The sequence below is a fragment of the Akkermansiaceae bacterium genome, assembly GCA_017798145.1.
Lineage (GTDB): Bacteria > Verrucomicrobiota > Verrucomicrobiia > Verrucomicrobiales > Akkermansiaceae > Luteolibacter.
The window spans coordinates 1440048-1458779 of sequence record CP059069.1; the positions used below are offsets into that span (position 1 = coordinate 1440048).

General features: G+C 61.1%; 15 protein-coding genes and 1 CRISPR repeat array (1 of these 16 cut by a window edge). Of the genes, 6 read left to right on the top strand and 9 right to left on the bottom strand.

What is annotated here, in order from left to right; genetic code table 11:
- A CRISPR array of direct repeats spans positions 1-1317; the repeat unit is 36 nt; unit sequence ATGGTAATTGATCACTGCCTGCGGTCAATCCGCAGC; it begins 692 nt to the left of the window's first position.
- Positions 1318-1797: 480 nt separating this feature from the next.
- From HZ994_06180 to HZ994_06190, 3 genes are all read right to left on the bottom strand, one after another.
- Positions 1798-2514, bottom strand: a complete 717-nt coding sequence (locus tag HZ994_06180; GenBank protein ID QTN31933.1) for an AAA family ATPase — start codon at positions 2512-2514, stop codon at positions 1798-1800.
- A complete protein-coding gene (locus tag HZ994_06185) occupies positions 2511-2729 on the bottom strand; it encodes a hypothetical protein (GenBank protein QTN31934.1) in 219 nt (72 codons plus the stop codon). Before HZ994_06185 ends, HZ994_06180 begins: the two co-directional genes overlap by 4 nt.
- A gap of 408 nt (positions 2730-3137) precedes the next feature.
- On the bottom strand, positions 3138-3299 hold the full coding sequence (locus HZ994_06190) for a hypothetical protein (protein QTN31935.1): 162 nt from the start codon (positions 3297-3299) through the stop codon (positions 3138-3140).
- A gap of 367 nt (positions 3300-3666) precedes the next feature.
- On the opposite strand from HZ994_06190, the gene HZ994_06195 reads away from it, so the two are divergent.
- The gene (locus HZ994_06195; GenBank protein QTN31936.1) at positions 3667-4299 is read left to right on the top strand and encodes a hypothetical protein; all 633 of its coding nucleotides are present in this window, start codon (positions 3667-3669) and stop codon (positions 4297-4299) included.
- A gap of 628 nt (positions 4300-4927) precedes the next feature.
- Here the strand turns inward: HZ994_06195 and HZ994_06200 are convergent.
- The 3 genes from HZ994_06200 to HZ994_06210 all read right to left on the bottom strand — a co-directional run bounded on the left by HZ994_06200 (position 4928) and on the right by HZ994_06210 (position 8164).
- The gene (locus tag HZ994_06200; GenBank protein QTN31937.1) at positions 4928-6190 is read right to left on the bottom strand and encodes an AI-2E family transporter; all 1263 of its coding nucleotides are present in this window, start codon (positions 6188-6190) and stop codon (positions 4928-4930) included.
- Between the two features lie 207 nt (positions 6191-6397).
- The gene (locus HZ994_06205; GenBank protein QTN31938.1) at positions 6398-7030 is read right to left on the bottom strand and encodes a transposase; all 633 of its coding nucleotides are present in this window, start codon (positions 7028-7030) and stop codon (positions 6398-6400) included.
- Positions 7031-7252: 222 nt separating this feature from the next.
- Positions 7253-8164: a class I SAM-dependent rRNA methyltransferase gene (locus tag HZ994_06210; protein QTN34331.1), complete on the bottom strand. Its 912-nt coding sequence runs from the start codon at positions 8162-8164 to the stop codon at positions 7253-7255.
- A gap of 432 nt (positions 8165-8596) precedes the next feature.
- Here HZ994_06210 and uxaC point away from each other — a divergent pair, with 432 nt between their 5' ends.
- From uxaC to HZ994_06235, 5 genes are all read left to right on the top strand, one after another.
- The gene (uxaC, locus tag HZ994_06215) at positions 8597-10000 is read left to right on the top strand and encodes a glucuronate isomerase (protein QTN31939.1); all 1404 of its coding nucleotides are present in this window, start codon (positions 8597-8599) and stop codon (positions 9998-10000) included.
- Between the two features lie 138 nt (positions 10001-10138).
- Positions 10139-11209 (top strand): lactonase family protein, encoded by a 1071-nt coding sequence (locus tag HZ994_06220; GenBank protein ID QTN31940.1) that lies wholly within the window; start codon positions 10139-10141, stop codon positions 11207-11209.
- A gap of 65 nt (positions 11210-11274) precedes the next feature.
- A complete protein-coding gene (gene mscL, locus HZ994_06225; GenBank protein QTN31941.1) occupies positions 11275-11652 on the top strand; it encodes a large conductance mechanosensitive channel protein MscL in 378 nt (125 codons plus the stop codon).
- A gap of 110 nt (positions 11653-11762) precedes the next feature.
- Positions 11763-12239 (top strand): Lrp/AsnC family transcriptional regulator, encoded by a 477-nt coding sequence (locus HZ994_06230; protein QTN31942.1) that lies wholly within the window; start codon positions 11763-11765, stop codon positions 12237-12239.
- Positions 12240-12353: 114 nt separating this feature from the next.
- A complete protein-coding gene (locus HZ994_06235; protein QTN31943.1) occupies positions 12354-14039 on the top strand; it encodes a DUF4407 domain-containing protein in 1686 nt (561 codons plus the stop codon).
- Positions 14040-14141: 102 nt separating this feature from the next.
- Here the strand turns inward: HZ994_06235 and HZ994_06240 are convergent, their stop codons facing one another.
- The 3 genes from HZ994_06240 to HZ994_06250 all read right to left on the bottom strand — a co-directional run bounded on the left by HZ994_06240 (position 14142) and on the right by HZ994_06250 (position 18505).
- Positions 14142-15602 carry an Nramp family divalent metal transporter gene (locus tag HZ994_06240; GenBank protein QTN34332.1) on the bottom strand — a complete coding sequence of 487 codons (1461 nt, stop codon included), beginning with the start codon at positions 15600-15602 and terminating at the stop codon, positions 14142-14144.
- A 160-nt stretch (positions 15603-15762) separates the two neighbouring features.
- The gene (locus HZ994_06245) at positions 15763-16821 is read right to left on the bottom strand and encodes an alkaline phosphatase family protein (protein QTN31944.1); all 1059 of its coding nucleotides are present in this window, start codon (positions 16819-16821) and stop codon (positions 15763-15765) included.
- A 4-nt stretch (positions 16822-16825) separates the two neighbouring features.
- On the bottom strand, positions 16826-18505 hold the full coding sequence (locus tag HZ994_06250; protein QTN31945.1) for an FAD-dependent oxidoreductase: 1680 nt from the start codon (positions 18503-18505) through the stop codon (positions 16826-16828).
- Positions 18506-18732: the final 227 nt, after the last annotated feature.

Genomic DNA, 18732 nt, shown 5'->3' on the forward strand with positions numbered 1-18732 from the left:
GCCCCGGCCGCTGGGGCACTCTCTTCCCTCATATGGTAATTGATCACTGCCTGCGGTCAATCCGCAGCCAGAAGGCGACGCCGATGAGAGCGTCTGAATGGTAATTGATCACTGCCTGCGGTCAATCCGCAGCCGGCGGATGTCGGCAGAGCTGGCGGCGCGGATGGTAATTGATCACTGCCTGCGGTCAATCCGCAGCAATCCCGGCGATGGCTTCGACATGTGCCTTATGGTAATTGATCACTGCCTGCGGTCAATCCGCAGCCGGACGGATGGACTGGCGAGGTCGATGACGATGGTAATTGATCACTGCCTGCGGTCAATCCGCAGCTCCGTGAAGGTTACATCCGATGACAAGGGTATGGTAATTGATCACTGCCTGCGGTCAATCCGCAGCTATACGTTCTAACCTATCGTGGAAAGCCTGATGGTAATTGATCACTGCCTGCGGTCAATCCGCAGCGCGATACCATGCGGAGCGGCTGGCTGGCATATGGTAATTGATCACTGCCTGCGGTCAATCCGCAGCCATCCTTGCCGACATCAAAAACAGCAACAAATGGTAATTGATCACTGCCTGCGGTCAATCCGCAGCGTAAGCGTGGAACTAACCAATTCGGCCATCATGGTAATTGATCACTGCCTGCGGTCAATCCGCAGCAGGGGGTTCTGGAAGATCAATGCCCCTGCAATGGTAATTGATCACTGCCTGCGGTCAATCCGCAGCATTGCCGCTTGCCAGAAACATCTTCGCGCCATGGTAATTGATCACTGCCTGCGGTCAATCCGCAGCTAGCTTGCCGGGCCATGGATCAACGCGCCTATGGTAATTGATCACTGCCTGCGGTCAATCCGCAGCTTCGTGGATGTCTTCCGGCATTCCGTAGTATGGTAATTGATCACTGCCTGCGGTCAATCCGCAGCTAGATGGCGACCTCGATGAAGGTGGCTGCATGGTAATTGATCACTGCCTGCGGTCAATCCGCAGCTAGATGGGCGACCCCCAGAGCCGTCCTGATATGGTAATTGATCACTGCCTGCGGTCAATCCGCAGCGCAAAATGCAAGACAAAGGCGTCCACCTACATGGTAATTGATCACTGCCTGCGGTCAATCCGCAGCTGAATCGCCTGGAGCCGGGCTGGTTGCGGATGGTAATTGATCACTGCCTGCGGTCAATCCGCAGCGAGGCCGAGGAGATCCGGAAGGAGCTGCTATGGTAATTGATCACTGCCTGCGGTCAATCCGCAGCCAAGTCATCGAAGCAAAACGGCGCCAAGGGATGGTAATTGATCACTGCCTGCGGTCAATCCGTTGCTTGGGGGCGTCCTAACACTGGCGAAACCTAATGGTAATCGGTCACTGTTCCGAGTGGTTCTCCGGCGGCCATAGGCACGCCGCTCCTTGGGACTTTTGCAACATGTGTAAGATTTATTGATCAACTCTTCGATCTTGGATGTCCGTGATACGAAGAAACCTTGGTCCAATCGCTTCCTGTGTGGAGCTTGCCGCATGTCCGTATTAAATGGACTCGGCAACCTCTTCAAGCTTCACGATCCTCCAAACTTGTTCCGCCCGTTGATTCCTGTTGGTCACCCCTGTGGGGCAGCCCGGGATACCGTGCTGTCTGTCTCCGCTGCGCTCCGGCAAGGGCTCTGATTCTCCGGGGGTGAGTGACCCAGGGCGTTTCCCTGGGCTGGTATGTTTCGCCCCGTTGGGGCTGTAGAATCCTTTGGGGTTTCCTCCTTCGCCAAGGCTACTGCGGACGAGGGAGAGGCGATGGAACGGGCGCGAGACATCAGGGTTGCTTGGGGAGATCCTCGGGATTGCTGACGATGGGCTCCAAGCCAGCGGCGCGGGCTTTCGCGATGGCTTTGGCGGAGGCGCGTTTGAGGGCAGCCTCCGCACCGATGAAATCGGGATCGTCGAGGGGTTTGACGGGCATGGTTTTACCGGTGTCCGTGAGGTAAGGGGTGACGTCTTCCATGAGCTTTTCAGGGGCGGGGTTATCGCCGGTATCGATCAGGATTGGCGGGGTGCAGGAAGCATCGTAGATCGCCCATTCATCGACAATGCCAATGTAGGCGGCTTGCAGGTTCACCCACCCGCGCGCGTAGCGGCGGCGTATGGTTTCCGTTGGGATATCGTGGCCACCCAAGCGGACGCGTTGGGCAACCCGGTGGATGGCAAACTCCGCATCGGGCAGTTTCAGGAAATAAAGTTTCACCACATAGCCTGCCTTTTTCCAAACAGGGATGAGACGGAGATAGGTCCGGGTGGAGAGTGTGGTCTCGAACGCAAAGCTTTTCCCTGCAGCAACCAGATCCGCGATCCGCTCCAGCATCAGCCGGCCTGCCGCAAAGGCCACCTGCTCCGGCTGGAAGGGGCTCAGTCCGGCGGCGATGAGATCTGCATTCACGAATTCCGGGCAACCCGCTTCGTTTGGGAGGAGTTCCTCCGCAAAGGTGGTCTTCCCTGCCCCGTTCGGCCCGGCGATGATGAGGATTTTCTTCACGCGACGAGGATTGCGTTGAGTTCCTCGATGATGCCGAGAGCCTTGCCATCGACAAAGAGGATGTAGTCGGCGGGACCGCCAAAAGATTGCAGCTCGCGGACGGCGACGCCACGGGAGGCGGAGAGGTTCAGCTCCTTGATGTCCTGCACCGCCCAGCCCGCCGCCGCCAATTGGGCGTCGATGGTTTCGCGGGCGGATTGTTCAGGAGTCGGCATCTGTCATTGGGTTTCTAACCAATCCACTGCATTCGGGAAGGGCAAAGTGCAGCCAAGGAGGGGCGGATGGCGATGTGGGGGGCGATCTTCGGTCGCCGCTTCCTTCTGACATGCTACGGGTGTGCGACCGGAGCTGAGCGCTCCAGATGGAGGGACTGTTAAAAAATTATCCTATCCCTCAACCGTGCCTATGGCCGCCTGCACCGGCACGGGAGAGGGCTGGGGTTGCCATATCCGGGTGCTTCTCCGGCGGCCATAGGCACGCCGCTCCTTGGGACTTTTGCAACATGTGTAAGATTAGTTAATCATCTTCCGGATATGTATCTCTTTGATAATCAAAGGGATAGGATTTCGATTCCCGTTTCCCTTGCCATTTTTCGCGGATCCGTGCATATGTGAACCATGTCATTAGGGCTTCCAGTCCGGGGCGGTGAGGGAGGGTTGGGAGTAGGGGTGCAGGCGGGATTTGCGGATCTGGGAAATCAATTGTCCGCCCGGGAAAACGGCTTGTTCGACCGGGAAAACGGCTTGTCCGACCGGGGAAACGAATTGTCCGACCTGGGAAATCAATTATCCGACCGGGGGAATGGCTTATCCGTCCGGGGAAGTGAATTATCCGACCGGGGGAACGGCTTGTCCGGCCGGGGAAATGGCTTGTCCGACCGGGGAAATGGCTTATCCGACCGGGGAAACGGCGTGTCCGACCGGGGAAACGGCGTGTCCGACCGGGGGAACGGCGTTTCCGACCGGGGAGATCCGCCCGCTCATCGAAGAAAAACCCTTTCCCGGGCGCGAGCGCGCCCACCCGAGGGACCCGGAAGGGTCTTGCCAACACCAACCCGATACGACCCCTGATGGAGGGAAGTCCCGGACTCGCCGGCAAGTGCCGCTGCGGGCAGGCGTCGCATCAAACGCATACCAACCGAAAGATAAGAAAATGCAAAAGTTAACCATAAGCTTTTCGAAGCTGAATAACAACGACCTGTATGCCAAGGCCAGCCATATCATGGCCACCTTGGCGGGGATACCGGGGGATACCTATTTCCCGGAACCATTCCCCTCCCCCATCCCGGGGCTCGCGGATATCAACACGGCGGCGCAGGCGCTCAAGGCGGCGATGGACAAGATCACGTCCACCGCAGTGACGGCGGAGCGCAACGCGCTACGCGAGCCGCTCATCCTGCTGTTGCAGCAGCTCGCCCCGTATCTGGAGATCGTGGCGCAGGACAACCCCGAATGGCTGGAATACACCGGCTACGACCTGCGCAAGACGCCGGAACACACACACATGCCTCCGGGGATGCCGCAGGATGTGCGTGTGCGCTCCACCGGCATCACCGGGTTCATCCAGACGAAGTGCAAGCCGGAGCCGCTCGCGGACTTCTACGAGCTGGAGTCCTCGCCGGATCCCGCGACAGGGCCATGGACATACCGGGGTTCCTATCCGAACTCGCAGAACATGGAGACCGGCGGCTTCGCCCACGGCGAGGACGTCTTCGTCCACGTCCGCGCGGTGGGCACGAACGGCCCCGGCCCGTGGTCCGATCCCGCGCTGGTGCTTGTCTCGTAGCCGGGTGACTCCCCCCTGGAAACAAAAACATGGGTGTCTCCGCAAGATGCGGGGGCACCCTTTTTTGCCAAGGAGGGGCGCGCCCTATGGCCGCCCGGCAAGCCGAGTCTTCCCAAGGAGCGGCGGATGTCATCCGCCAGACAACCCAAGCACCCAACCAAAGTCTTCCTGAACACTGAGAACTGCCAAACTCCTCTCCTCCATTCTTATCCGGCGGCCATAGGGCGCGCCGCTCCTTGTCCCTTTTCCCAAGGAGGGGCGTGCCCTATGGCCGCCCGGCAACCCGAGTCTTCCCAAGGAGCGGCGGATGTCATCCGCCAGACAACCCAAGCACCCAACCAAAGTCTTCCTGAACACTGAAAACTGCCAACTGGCAAACTCCTCTCCTCCATTCTTATCCGGCGGCCATAGGGCGCGCCGCTCCTTGTCCCTTTTCCCAAGGAGGGGCGTGCCCTATGGCCGCCCGGCAAGCCGAGTCTTCCCAAGGAGCGGCGGATGTCATCCGCCAGACAACCCAAGCACCCAACCAAAGTCTTCCTGAACGCTGAAAACTGCCAACTGGCAAACTCCTCTCCTCCATTCTTATCCGGCGGCCATAGGGCGCGCCGCTCCTTGTCCCTTTTCCCAATCAGGCGCTGAGCAGGCGCCGGAACTTCGACATCCTGTCGGTGTTCTCGCAGACGATCTTGAAGATCACCAGGGCAGGCATGGCGATGAGCATCCCGGCGATGCCCCAGAACCCCGCCCATGCGAAGATCCAGACGAAGACGACGAGGGGATTGATGCGGAAGCGGCCACCGAGGACGGCGGGCGTCACCAGGTTTCCCTCAACGGCGGTGAGGGCGAAATAGACGATGGGCACCGCGATCACCGTCCCGGGATCCTGGAAGCTCACCGCTGCGGCAAGGAAAACCACGAGCGTCCCTCCCAAGGCGCCGACATAGGGGATGAAGTTCAGGATCATCGCCATCACACCCCACAGCAAAGGGCGCGGCATCCCCAGCGCCCACATCGCCGCGGCGATGCAGATGCCGAGGCAGGCGTTGATGATGGTGATGGTGAACATGTAGCGCGAGACCTCGCTGCCCATCCTGTCGAGGATGGCCTCAAGGTTCGCATCGCGGTAGAGTTGGCCGACGATGCGGTGGCCGTACGCGAGGATGAAAAAGACCATCAGCAGGAAGGCGGCGAAGCCCAGCCCGAAGTCGCGCGTCTCCGTGAGCAGGATGCCGACGGGATCCTCGTGGATCTCGACCATCACGGGTTTGTCGGCCTTGGATTCCTGGGCATCCGCAGCCTCCTCTGTCTTCCCGGTTCCGGATGGTTTCTCCTTTTCCCTGGAGACCTTCGGATCGGGGGCCGTCACATCCTCCACCACCTCATCGAATTTCTCCGCCGTTCCCTCCCCCGCTTTCCTGGGAGCCGCCTCCTCAGGCTGTTCCGGAGGAGCGGTTTCGTTCGCCGCCTTCTCCACCCTGCTCGCCATTTCCTTGATCCCATCCTGCGCCTCTTTCATCGGCCGGAAGACCTCCCTCACCCGACCCAGCACCTCTTCCTCATCCACATTGCGCAGCCACTCGGCGCCCGGGAGGATCGCATTGTAGGCACCGAGGGAAAGGATCGCCATCAACCCCACCACAGTCAGGCCGGAGCACAGCAGGCGCGGCAGGCGGAGCTTCCGGAAGATTAGGTAAACCGGATTCAGGATCAGGGAGACGAGAACCGCGAGAACGAGCGGCAGCAGCACCGGCTTCATCTCGTGGAGCACGTAGCAGAGCACGATCACAAACAGCCCGACCTGTGAGAATCCGACCGCGCTCATCCCGGTCGGCGTTGTCGGCCAATGGAAGCGCTTCGGCTGCGGCCGGGTCTCGGATTCTTCTGGGTTCATCGGGGCGAGCTTCGCGAGAATCCGCAGACAATGCCAGCGGAGTTTGGAATGTTCTTTCGATCGCCGACATGCCAAGGAGGGGCGTGCCCTATGGCCGCCCGGCAACCCTAGTCTTCCCAAGGAGGGGCGTGCCCTATGGCCGCCCGGCAACCCGAGCCATATCCTCCATTCTTATCCGGCGGCCATAGGGCACGCCGCTCCTTGTTGTCACCCGAGCATTCGTTTCACGAATGAGGCTTCATATAGCGCGAAAGCATCCTCTTGCAGCCCGGCCTTTCCGGGATTCCGGCGGATGTAGTTCGCCACGCGGAAGAAGTGCTCCCAGTCGCGGATGATGCGGTCAAAGTAATCCTTCTGCCAGAGAGACCCGCTTCCCTCCCCGATCTCCCGGTTGATCAGCCGGGCGCTGTAGCTTTTCCAGTCACGGACTGTGTCCTCCATCTTCCGCGTCTCCGCTGGGGTGACGAGAAGATGGACATGGTTCGGCATGACGACGGATGAGTGGATGGTGTATCTGGATCCATCGAACTTTGCGAAGCTGCCGGAAACGATCGCGCGGACAGGAGGGCGGCGCAGGACGCAGGAGCCGTGGCCTTTGTCCATAATGCGGTCGATCTCCGTGGAGAAGATGCGATGGTATTCGGCTTCGAGGGCTTCGTCCCAAGGCTCGGGATTTTTCGCGAGCCACTCCGCCCTCTCCCGCTTCCACTTCGCCATGAGTTCCTGTGGAATCGAATCGGCAAGGCGCCAGGTGATGAAACAGGTGGCTGCGGCCTGCTGCCAATGCGGGAGACGGTTCCGCGTTGTGGAGGTATCCGCGAGATCGTCAAGAAAACGCATGGGAGGAATGGTTGTGACGGCGCTGCAAAACTCAAGGATGGAATACAAGGAGACCCAAGGAGGGGCGTGCCCCATGGCCGCCCGGCAACCGAAGCAATTTCCCCGGTGCTTATCCGGCGGCCATAGGGCGCGCCGCTCCTTGTTGTGACCCAAGCCATATCCTCCATTCTTATCCGGCGGCCATAGGGCGCGCCGCTCCTTGCTCGCAATCCAAGCCCCGCACTAGCCACACCACACGCTTTTCAAATACCCCTCCTCCGGGAAATCCTCCGGCATCGCCACCGACTCCATCCCAGGCATTGCAATCATCCGCATGAAGTCGTTCTCCGAAATCCCCCGGAAATTCGTGCAGCAGAGCATCCATCCGCCCCTCGCCAGCACCTTCCCCGCAAGCGCGGCCAGCTCCCCGAAATCCTTCTCCACACGAAAAACCTTGCCCTTCTCGTCGCGGGAAAACGTCGGCGGATCGATCACGATCCCATCGAATTTCCGCCCCTGCTTCGCGAAGCGTTTCAACCAATGGAACGCATCGCCCTTGCAGAAATGATGCCGCGTATGATCCAGCCCATTGTGGCGGAAGTTCCGCTTCGCCCATTCCAGATAAGGCGCGGAGAGATCCAGCGTGGTCGTTTCCGCCCCGCCCATCGCCCCTGCCACCGAGAAGCCGCCGGTGTAGGAAAACAGGTTGAGCAGCTTCCCGCCTCCCGCCATCCGCCGCATCACCTCCGCCCGGTTCAGCCGCTGATCCAGGAAAATTCCCTGCGAGTATCCGCTTTGGAACGAGACCTCGAAGTCCAGCCCGTTCTCCTTGATCAGGAACGACCCGTTCACCGCCTCGCCATAGAGATGCATCGGAGATTCCTTCTGGTGCTGATCCAGCCGCTTCCAATAGACGCTCCGCCCGCTAGCCTTCAGCCAATCTTTGACATCCGCCCGGATCTCGCTGCCCGGCGTCATCGCCATCCACTTCCCAGCATATGCCTCCAGCGCAAATCCCGGCAGCCCGTCCCCCGCGCCGTCCACCAACCGCAGCGCATTGGTCGCCCCGCCGCAAAGGATTCCCTCACGCCCCGCCATCGCCTTGTCCAATACTTGCCCGTTCACCGCCCGATCAAACGCCGCCAGTCCGATCATGCCAAGCTGACATTGGCCCAGGCGAGATCCACAATCCGGCGAGTCGGCGTACCAGGGCCCCATCTCCGACCAATGCATCCCCCGCGCCGACCAGTTGCCGATCGTCTGGTTGCGGGGCAAATGATCCGCCAGGACGAACCCGCCCTGGGTGTCTGCCAGCGATTCCTCGGCAAGGGATAGCAATGCCGAAACGGAAGATGCCGGGGGCTTCATCCGGCTAACAGAAAATTGCATGGGGATGCGACAAATGCCGTTCCCGCCCCCTGGCAGACAAAAGCCTCGGAAAAACGGGAACGCATGAAATCACCCGGAAAAACCGCGCCACTGCCATGGCGCCAGGAAAATCCAGATCGCCGAGCACCTCGCCCAGTGACGGCACCCGCCGATTCATCCTTTCCAGAGCGCAGGGAATCCGTTGGAATCCATGCAGCCATGGCCTACCTAGACGAAAATTTCCTGCTCTATTCCGACACATCCCGCCGCCTTTTCCACGAGGTCGCCTCCCGGCAGCCCATCATCGACTACCACAACCACCTCTCGCCCAAGGAAATCGCCGAGGACAAGCGCTGGGACAACATCGCCGACATGTGGCTAGGGCACGACCATTACAAGTGGAGGCTGCTGCGCGCCAACGGCATCGACGAGGAGCGCATCACCGGCAATGCCGATCCACGCGATAAATTCCAGGCCTTTGCGGAGACCGTACCCTACACCCTCCGCAACCCCATGCACCACTGGGTGCACATGGAACTCCAGCGCTACTTCGGCATCGACACCCTGCTCACACCCGACACCGCCGACGAAATCTGGGACAAGGCCAACGCACGCCTCGCCGAGCCAGGCTTCTCCGCCCGTGCCCTGCTGGAAAAATTCGACGTCCGCGTGGTCGGCACCACGGACGATCCCGCCGATCCCATCGACGACCACCTTGCCATCGCCGCAGCGGGCATACCCACCAAGGTCGTGCCCACCTTCCGCCCGGACAAGGCCTTCCAGGTGGACAGGCCGGATCTGCTCAACCCCTGGCTTGCGAAGCTCGAGTCAGCCTCAGATATCTCCATCATCCATCTCTCCGATCTCCTCGCGGCCCTCCAGAAACGCCACGACGATTTCCACGCCGCCGGCGGCCGCCTTTCCGACCACGGCCTCGACCGCTGCCCCGCCCTCCCCTGCTCGGATGCGGAGGCCTCCACGATCTTCGACAAGGCCCGCTCCGGGAACGCCGTCTCCGCGGAGGAACAGGAAAAGTTCTCTTTCTACCTCCTCATCTTCACCGGTCAGCTCGATGCGGCACGCGGCTGGACGAAGCAGCTCCACCTCACCCCCGTCCGCAACACGAACTCGCTGATGTATGAAAGGATAGGCGCAGACGCAGGCTTCGACACGATGGGCGACACCCTCCAGGGCAAGTCCCTCTACACCTTCCTCGACTCCCTCGCCTCCCGGGAGTCGCTGCCGAAAATGGTCCTCTACAACATGAACCCGCGCGACAACTACCTCTTCGCCGCGATGACCGGCGCGTTCCAGGACGGCACCGTCCCCGGCAAGATCCAGTTCGGCTCCGGATGGTGGTTCCTCGACCAGAAAGAAGGCATGGAAATGCAGCTCAACGCCCTATCCAACTGCGGCCTGCTGTCCCGCTTCGTCGGCATGCTCACCGATTCCCGCTCCTTCCTCTCCTTCCCGCGCCACGAGTACTTCCGCCGCATCCTCTGCAACCTCATCGGCACCGAGGCGGAAAAGGGCGAACTCCCCGACGACTTCGAAACCCTCTCGAAACTCATCGCCGACATCTGCTTCCACAACGCGAACAGGCACTTTGGGTTCAACGTGTGACCTCCCCCGGCTTTCCGGGAGCCCTGCCAAGCCTCGGATGATAGGCAAGGGGGCGGATGCGGGAAGAAAAAGGGATGGGAGCGGCGGCGATCCGGATTTCGCCTCGCCTGCGGCCTGAGGCCACCGTATCATCAGTGCATGAGAAATCTCCTCCTCGCCGCACTCGCCATTCCCCTTGCCCACGCCCAGCCGGTCTTCATCGGCACCGGTGCGGACGGCATTTACCTCGCCGATTTCGATGCGGAAAAGGGAAGCCTCAGCGAGCCGAAGCTTGCCGTCGCATATGAGCGCCCCGGCTTTCTCGCCCTCCATCCGGAGCTGCCCGTCCTCCTCGCAATAGGCGGAAAAAACAAGGTCGCCTCCTTCGCCATCGGCGATGATTACGCCCTTACCTTACTCGGCGATGCGGATTCCGGCGGCAAAGGCCCCTGCCACCTCGCCGTCGATGCCTCCGGCCGCACCGTGGCCGTCGCAAACTATGGCGGCGGCTCCGTCGCCACCATCCGTCTCGATGCGGACGGCAAGCCCGGGGCAACGGTTTCCTTGTTCAAGATCGAGGGTTCCGGCCCGAACAAGCAGCGCCAGAACGAGGCGCACGCCCACGGCGTCTATTTCGACAACGCCAACCGCTTCCTCTTCGTCCCGGATCTGGGCATCGACAAGACTCTGATCTACGCCTTCGACCCCGCCACATCCGAGTTGAGGAAAAACGAACCCGACGGCCTGAAATCCGCCCCCGGGGCCGGCCCGCGCCATATGGCTTTTTCGCCGGACGAGAAGCACGCATACGTCGTCAACGAACTCGACAACACCGTCACCGCAGCTTCCTTCGACGCCTCCACCGGAGCCCTCACCACAATCGCTTCCGTCCCCACCCTGCCGGAGGATTTCAAGGGGCAGAGCACCACCGCCGAGATCGAGGTGCATCCCACCGGGAAATTCGTCTATGCCTCGAACCGCGGCCACGACTCCATCGCCGTTTTCCAACGCGACCCGCAATCCGGACAGCTCACCTTCCTCCAGCACGCCCCCTGCGGAGGAGCCATCCCCCGCCATTTCAAGATCCACCCATCAGGCAAATGGCTGCTCTGCGGCCACCAGAAGGACAACACCATTTCCGTCCTCCCGCTCAACCCCGAAACGGGTCTCCTCGGCGACCCGCAATCCACCGTGAAGGCACCCGCCCCGATCTGCCTGCTTTTCCCCTGACCCACCGCGGGGAAGGCTGGCTTTTTTTATTCCCATTTACGGAAAAAATGTCATAAACGGTCGTTATGTCATCACCAACAGTCATCAGCGAATTCAAGGACTTCATCCTCAAGGGCAACGCAATCAGCCTGGCGGTCGGGGTCATCATCGGTGCCGCCTTCGGGAAAATCGTCGAGGCGATCACCAAAGGGATCATCGAGCCCATGATCAACCTGGCGGGCGGAAATCCCGAGGTTTCACTCAAGCTCTGGGTCTTTGACCTCGGCATGGTGATCAATGCAATCCTCGCCCTTCTCATCACCGGTGCGGTACTCTTCTTCGTCTTCGTCCGGCCCATGAACCGGCTCCTCAAAAAGGAAGAAGCAGCGCCTGCCGCACCACCGGAGCCATCCGCCGAGGAAAAACTCCTCACCGAGATCCGCGACCTGCTCGCAAAGAACTGAAACCGGACCAAACAAACCAACCGCATTCGGGCGGCGGGAGCTTGGCTTCCCCCGCCCGTTTCCTTTCCATTGACCTCCGCTCCGCCACAAATATCCTCTCCCCCGACCACATGAAACTCCTCAGCGTCCTCCGCCGCAAAGCCCGCGCCTCCTTCAAGGAACTCGCCGACATGATCGACTCCACGGAAGACGAGGTCGCCGGAAAAATCGCCGCCTGGGAGAAAGACCGCACCATCCTCGGATACCACGCCGTCACCAACCCGGAGATCGTCGGCGACACCTCCGTCTCCGCCTTCATCGAGGTTCGCCTCACCCCAGAGCGCGGCGGCGGCTTCGACCGCCTCGCCATGCGCATAGCCCGCTTCGACCAGGTCGTCTCCTGTTACCTTGCCAGCGGCGGATACGACCTAATGGTCGTCGTCGAGGGGCCGGATCTCCGGGAGGTCGCCCGTTTCGTCTCGGAGAAACTTTCCTCGCTCGATGGCGTGCTGTCGACCGCCACCCACTTCCGCCTCAAGACCTACAAGGAAAACGGATTCCTCTTCGAGAGCGAGCCGGAGACAGAGCGCCTTGTGGTTTCCCCATGAGGGCCCCGGACAGGCTGCCCATGGTTTCCGCTCACCGCCAGCCGCTCCAAACTTTTCCGATCCGCTGATAAGCCGTCCCCGCAGCCGAAGTATCCTTAGGGTATGACCAACCCCATGAAGCGCGCCTTTTTCTGGCTGTCCGGTGCGGGAACCGAAACCCTCGAGCGCTGTCCCAACTGGGAACAGCGGAAATACGTCGCCTTCGGAGCCACCGTCCTCGTCCCCTGCGCTTTCGCGTTCATCGCCTGCGCCTATGCGCTTTCCACGATCACCGACAAGCCCGGCGTCATCTATCCCGTCGCCGCGGTCTGGTCATTCATCATTCTCACCATAGACCGCGCCCTCCTCGCCGGATACAGGCCCTACCTGTCGGTGTCCCGGAAAATGGCCCAGTTCTCGCTGCGCCTCGTGGTCGCCATACTGATGGGAATCACCATCGCCCACCCCCTCGTCCTGCTGCTCTTCCGCGATACCGTCTCCTCGGTGATCGAGACCGACCGCGCCGCTGACATCGAGATCGTCCGCGGGGACTTCGCGGCGGAGAAGGACAAGGTCAGGAGCCGCATCGGATCGCTCGAAACGGCCTTGGCAGACCAGCGCACCCGCTGGAACGAGTCCTTCCAGGCGAAGTTCATCCTCCAGGAAAACGACTACGCCTCCTCCGCCATACCCGGCCTGACCGCCGAACAGCAGACCGAGCTGAAAGCCGCCACCGATGAGGCCACCGCCCCGTTCCGCGCCCGCCTCGATGTCGTCCAGAAGCAATCCGACGAACTGACCCCGCAATACGCCACCCTCCAGACCGAGCTTTCCTTCTGGCAGGCGGAGTTCGAGCGCGAGCTCAACGGCCAGCGTTCCGGCCTCGCCGGCGAGGGGCCGCGCGCCCGCTCGATCCGCTCCGACCAGCTTGAGCCGCGCCGCGAGGAAACGAAACGGCTCGGGGCATTGCTTGAACACCTGACCGCCGAGAAAGCCACACTCCAAACCCTCGCCCGCGAGGCAGAGGCGGGAGCCATCGCCCTTTTCGAAGCGAAGCTCGCGGAGATCGAACTCGCCAACAAAGCCGAGGCCGAGCGTGTCGCAGGTCTGCGCCAAAAGGTCGAGAGCGACCAGGCCGAGCAATTCGTCACCCAGCAGAACGCGCTGCGGGAAACCATCAAGCAGCAGATCGACACCCACCTCGTCGAGCTCCAGCGCACCCAGGACGAGCTGGCTGCGGTTGGCACCGAGGAATCGGATCGCCTCGCCGCAATCCGGGCGGAGCCCCGCCGCGACATCCTCACCCAGACTCTCGCGCTGCATCGCCTTTTCAAAGCCGGCAACGAAGGAGGCCAGTTCGCCTTCTACACCTACATCATCCTCACCCTGCTCTTCATGCTGGTGGACACGATCCCGCTCATCGTGAAATTCTTCACCAAGCCCGGCCCCTACGACACGCTGGTGGATCGCGACGAGATGACCTTCGACTCCGAGCATAAGGCCTTCCGCCAGACCCGCGGCCGCTACATGGATCAGCTCACCTCGGGGAACCTCATCGCCGTCACCCGCAACGCGAATCTGGAGCACGCCCTCGTCGATGGCGTGGAGCACACCCGCGCCGCCCGCGAGTTCCTCGATTCACTGATCGAAATGGAGCGCTCGTTCGCGGAGAAAATGCGGGCTGAGGAGGAGCGCATCGCCCATCACGACACCGACAAGCGCGCCGCCATCGATGCGATCAAGAAACGCTTCTACGACGACCTCCACCACCGCATGGAGCTGTTTTTCACAACCAGGCACGCAACCGCGCCCGGAGCCTAGGAGAGGAACCGTGATTTGGAGATCACGCCTGCAACGGGAACGGGCTTTCCCGGCGACTCGCCAAGATTGACGGGATTTCCTGTCCGCCTCACCCGCAACAGGTCACCCGACAAGCTCAAGAATCTTGCTGTAGAGCGCATAGCCGCCCGCGACGAACAACCCCGCGATGCTCACCCACAGCCCGGTGTCCCACAGCCGCCCCGGAGCCAGCCTGGCATCGCAGCGGCGGTAGCGGAAATGCAATGCCGCCACGCCGAGAAGGGGCAGCATCAGCGCACCCATGAAACCGCCGGCCAGAACCAGTTGCTTCGGCGTCTTGAAAAACGCATAGCTTCCCAGAAAAAGCAGCGGCAGGGCTATGCAGAACGCCCGCACCCACCAGCGGTAGGTCGTTTCATCCCCTTTCGAGACGCCGAAGACACGCAGCGCATCCGCACAGACACGGGCATGGCTCGCGGTGGCCACGAAGAACGTCGAGTAAAGCACCGCAAACGCCCCGAAAAGGAACACCGCCTGCGCAGCCTCGCCGAAGACGGGGACATACATCTGCCCGAGCGTGCGCACCATCTGCTCGCCTTCCGGATCGAGGCCGGTGCGCCCCAGGATCGCGGCACCGAGGATGTAGAAACCGACCGTTGCGAAGGTGTAGACGATCATCGAGCACCACGCATCCCAGCGCAGCACGCGCACCCAGCCACGCGCCCTTTTCTCCCAATCCGCGGTGTCATCGCGCGGCCCCGTCCATTTTGCGTAGCCCTTCTCAAGGCACCAATAGGGGTATTGGATCAGCTCCGTCGCACCCACACCGATGATGCCGAAGGCCGCGAGCGCAACGGCAAGCCCCTTGCCCTCCGGGATGCGGAAACTCATGCCGTCCAAAAGCTCCGCCCACGAAACCCGCCACTCCGGCAGTGCCTGGAGGTAAAAGACGTTCACGATCGTCACCAGCGTGAAGCTCGCCACCAGCGCGGTGGAAACGTTCTGGATCATGCGGTAGCGCCCGACCACGAGCAGCACGATGGAGATGAGGGTGATCCCCGTGGCCCAGATCATCGAGTCGTGGGAAACGGCGGGTTCCTGCCCTTCAATTTCGGCCAGCACGGCCTTTGCGCCCGCAATCTCCTTTTCCAAGGCCTCCAGCTTCGGAGCCATTTCCTCCCGCCCCTCGAAACGCTTCGCGATGCTTTCCGCCACCTGGATCTGGATCCTCGCATCCTGCTCGGCGTTCACAATATGCCCCGCCTCGGTGACCGGCTGCTGGATCGCCAACGCCTGCCCCACCCCGCCGATGATGCCGCCGAGCTGGATCAGCGCAACCACGATGAAGACCAGCCAGAACCACATGATCCAGTTCACCTTCGCCCGCGGCCCGGGAACCTCGTTGAGGCCTTCGAGCGTGGTGCTACCCGAGGTGATCGTGAAACGGCCGAACTCGATCTGGACGAAGACCTTGATCACGCAGCCGATGATGATGAGCCACATGAGGACAAACCCCGCCTCCGCGCCGACGGCCGTGGTGGCGATCAACTCGCCGGAACCGACGATGGAGCCGGCGATGATCAGGCCGGGGCCTAGCTGGCGGAGGATGCCACGTATGGTGGTTGGCGGATCTGCGATCTCGGTCGGCTCCATGGGTTTGCTCACGGATGAAATGCTCTTCCGGCCAACGGTTTCGCGTCAACCCTCATATCATGCCGACCCGAGCCCGATCGCCCTTCCTAGCCTAGCGGAATTCGAGATCGGAAAACCTGAGCGGCTGGCGGAGGATTTTTTCCCCGTCCTTGTCGATGATGCCCAGTTCGAGGGTCTTGCCTTCCCAATCGATCTCGATGAGCCCGGCATTGATCACGGGATGCGATTCGCCGACGCGGAAAGGGTTTTTGCGGCGGCCCCAGCCCTTGCTGGTGTTGGTCAGGCCGCTGCTGGTGAGATCGTAAAACGGGTAGGTTCCGAGATCCGATTTCGACAGCTCGGCGAAGTGGACATCCCCGGAGATCGCGAAGCTATGGTGCGCCTTGTGCTTTTTGAGCAGATCGGTGAGCCGCTGCCTTTCGTGCGGCACATTGCCCCAGTTCTCCATGCCCTTTTCATGAGCCAGGATCTGGATGCTGCTGGCGATGATGCGGACATCGGCAGTGACCTGGAGTTGCTCTTCCAGCCATTGCCATTGCGCCTCGCCCAGAAGCGTCTTCGAGGTGTCTGCGGTCGGTTCGTACCAGCCGACCGCACCCTTTTTCACCGGGCTTTTCGCCCGAGGCAGCTCGTCGCGGAAATAGCGGGTGTCGAGCAGCAGGATCTGGCAGGTTTTTCCGGGCGCCCCATAGGTGTAGGAAGCATAGACACCGGCGCGCTTGCGCCTCGGGGAGGTCTCCGCATCCTGGAAGAAATCGAGGAAAATCTTCTGGGACTCGTCTCGCATGCGATAGGATTTCCCGCCATCGTTCACCCCGTAGTCGTGATCGTCCCACGTCGCGAGGATCTCGGTGTTTTCGCGGAGCTTGCCGAAGCCATCGGACTCGGCGAGTTCGTTCCATTTTTTCTTCAGCAGATCCATGTCCTCGGTGTCGCCATAGATGTTGTCGCCGAGGAAAACGAACGTGTCCGGAGAGTGCTTGAGGATGGCCCCGAACATGGGAGTGCCGCCTTTGCTCGGATCCATGCAGGAGCCGAAGGCGATTTTCGTGATCACTTTTTCGTCATGGAAATCGCTCACCGGATCCGCCTGTGCGGAGCAGGAGAGCGCGATCCAGAACGCCATCCATGGGTATGCAGGTATTTTCATGGTCTCAATCCAGTTTCTGTCCGTCCGCGACGAGGCGCTCCTTGAGTTTTCCATAAGGCACGTCCTGGACGGGAATGCCGGCGTCTATCGCCATGCAGGCCGCCGTCGCGGCGCTCTGGCCCAGGATCATGAACACCGGCTCCATCCGGATCGACCCGAAGGCGATGTGTGTGGAGGAAAGCGCCCAGGGCACCAGCAGGTTCTCGCACTCGGATTTTTTCGGGACGATGGAGCGGTAGGAAATCCCATAGGGTTTGCCGCTGAGGTAGGTCTGTATGTCGCCCTCGTTCATCACCATGCCGTTGTGGACAAAGCGCTGGGTGTTGTGCGAGTCGAGCGTGTATGCCCCCTGCCCGACCGGATCCTCGACCGGCAGCTTCAGCTTGCAGTGGTTCTCGGTCATCACGAAATCGGATTTCATCCGCCGCGCCTCGCGGACGTAGAGGTTGTAGGGCCAGTGGCCGTTGTCGGTGAACTCGTCCTTGGGCAGCCCCCAAGGTGCGTGGCTCTTGCGGATCGCCTCCGGCACGCGCTCATGGTGCTGGAGCGTCCAAACCAGCCCGAGCTGCCAGTTGCGGTGCTTCGCGGCCAAGGCCTCGCGCTCCTTGTGGCCGAGGGTGGACCAGTCCCAGCCGTCCCCGTAGTTTTCGCCGATGAAATCCGTGGAGATGCCGCCGTTGTTGTTCGAATCGGTCTTGCGGTTTGGCATCAGGGAGAGCTTGAAGAAACCCCATTTCTGCCCGGCCTCGATGGCGCGGAACAGCAACTCGTAATCCTTCTCGTCATAGCCCGCCGGCTTTTCGATGGCGACCCGGTTGTCCTCCGCATCGGTCAGCACCATGCGGTAGCAGTAGGCCTGGAGCTTCGCATCACCGTCGCCTTGTTCTCCTCCCATGCCGGGGTTCACGCCGGGAAGCAGGCCGCTGGCCGCATCGCCTTTCACCACGTAGGGATCGATGCCCTCGGGGAGCTGGTTTTTCTTCGATGGCCCGGTGATGCCGTTGCCGCTTTCGCCGTAGAGCTTGTTCGGTTCCCTGCCGATCATGAACGACACCCCGGCCTTGGCCAGCAGGTCGCCCTCATAGGATGCGTCGATGAACATTTTCCCGGATACGCTTGCCCCGCCCTCAAGCATGATGCGGATGATTCGCCCTTCGGATTTCTCGACATCCTTCCCGAGATCGAGCCGGCCTTTCACGATCTCCACCCCGGCTTTCGCGACCATGCCGTCGAAAATCGCCTCCGCGACCTTCGGTTCGAAGACCGAGGCGAGTTCGCTCTCGGGGTTGAGCGCCTTCGTGCCCTGCCCCTCGTTCTTGAAATCAGCGCGTGCCTCCTGTTTCCATGAGGCATCGTTTTCGTAGTGCTTGTATGCCGCGTGGTAGAACTCGCGGGAAATCCCTCCGAGGATCGCGGTATTGCCGATGTCCGTCCAGCCCAGCCCGCTGGTGGTCAGCCCGCCGAGGTGGCCGTATTGGGAAACAAGGATCACCTTTTTCCCCATCCGCGCCGCCTGCACCGCCGCCGTCACGCCACCGGAGGCATCGCCATAGACGACGACGTCCGCCTTGTGCTCTACCGCTGCGGTAAGGGTGGCCAGCTGCGCACTTGCGAGCAGCGCGCAGAGGCTTGCCAGGATTGCATGGAATGGGACGGAGCGTTTGACGGGAGCGTGTGGATTCATCTGAGTTGTGTGCATGTAACGGCTTTGATAGTGAATTCCGGTTTACTCAGGCGCACGAGGTTTTTTGTCACTTATCGCAAACGAATATCGGCAAAATGGAAAAAATGGTGCCCGATAATGCGTTGCGCCACATAGGAAATTTGCACACCGAGAAATAAATACTTGCCCACTTCTGCCATCATGATTCTATGGGTGCGATTTTTTCCAGGTAGATCATAGGAAAAACC

Excerpts from the sequence above, each read along its gene's own strand:
- HZ994_06185 (QTN31934.1), bottom strand. The coding sequence starts at position 2,729 with ATGCCGACTCCTGAACAATCCGCCCGCGAAACCATCGACGCCCAATTG.
- HZ994_06195 (QTN31936.1), top strand. The coding sequence starts at position 3,667 with ATGCAAAAGTTAACCATAAGCTTTTCGAAGCTGAATAACAACGACCTG.
- HZ994_06200 (QTN31937.1), bottom strand. The coding sequence starts at position 6,190 with ATGAACCCAGAAGAATCCGAGACCCGGCCGCAGCCGAAGCGCTTCCAT.
- HZ994_06205 (QTN31938.1), bottom strand. The coding sequence starts at position 7,030 with ATGCGTTTTCTTGACGATCTCGCGGATACCTCCACAACGCGGAACCGT.
- HZ994_06210 (QTN34331.1), bottom strand. The coding sequence starts at position 8,164 with ATGATCGGACTGGCGGCGTTTGATCGGGCGGTGAACGGGCAAGTATTG.
- uxaC (QTN31939.1), top strand. The coding sequence starts at position 8,597 with ATGGCCTACCTAGACGAAAATTTCCTGCTCTATTCCGACACATCCCGC.
- HZ994_06220 (QTN31940.1), top strand. The coding sequence starts at position 10,139 with ATGAGAAATCTCCTCCTCGCCGCACTCGCCATTCCCCTTGCCCACGCC.
- mscL (QTN31941.1), top strand. The coding sequence starts at position 11,275 with ATGTCATCACCAACAGTCATCAGCGAATTCAAGGACTTCATCCTCAAG.
- HZ994_06230 (QTN31942.1), top strand. The coding sequence starts at position 11,763 with ATGAAACTCCTCAGCGTCCTCCGCCGCAAAGCCCGCGCCTCCTTCAAG.
- HZ994_06235 (QTN31943.1), top strand. The coding sequence starts at position 12,354 with ATGAAGCGCGCCTTTTTCTGGCTGTCCGGTGCGGGAACCGAAACCCTC.
- HZ994_06245 (QTN31944.1), bottom strand. The coding sequence starts at position 16,821 with ATGAAAATACCTGCATACCCATGGATGGCGTTCTGGATCGCGCTCTCC.
- HZ994_06250 (QTN31945.1), bottom strand. The coding sequence starts at position 18,505 with ATGAATCCACACGCTCCCGTCAAACGCTCCGTCCCATTCCATGCAATC.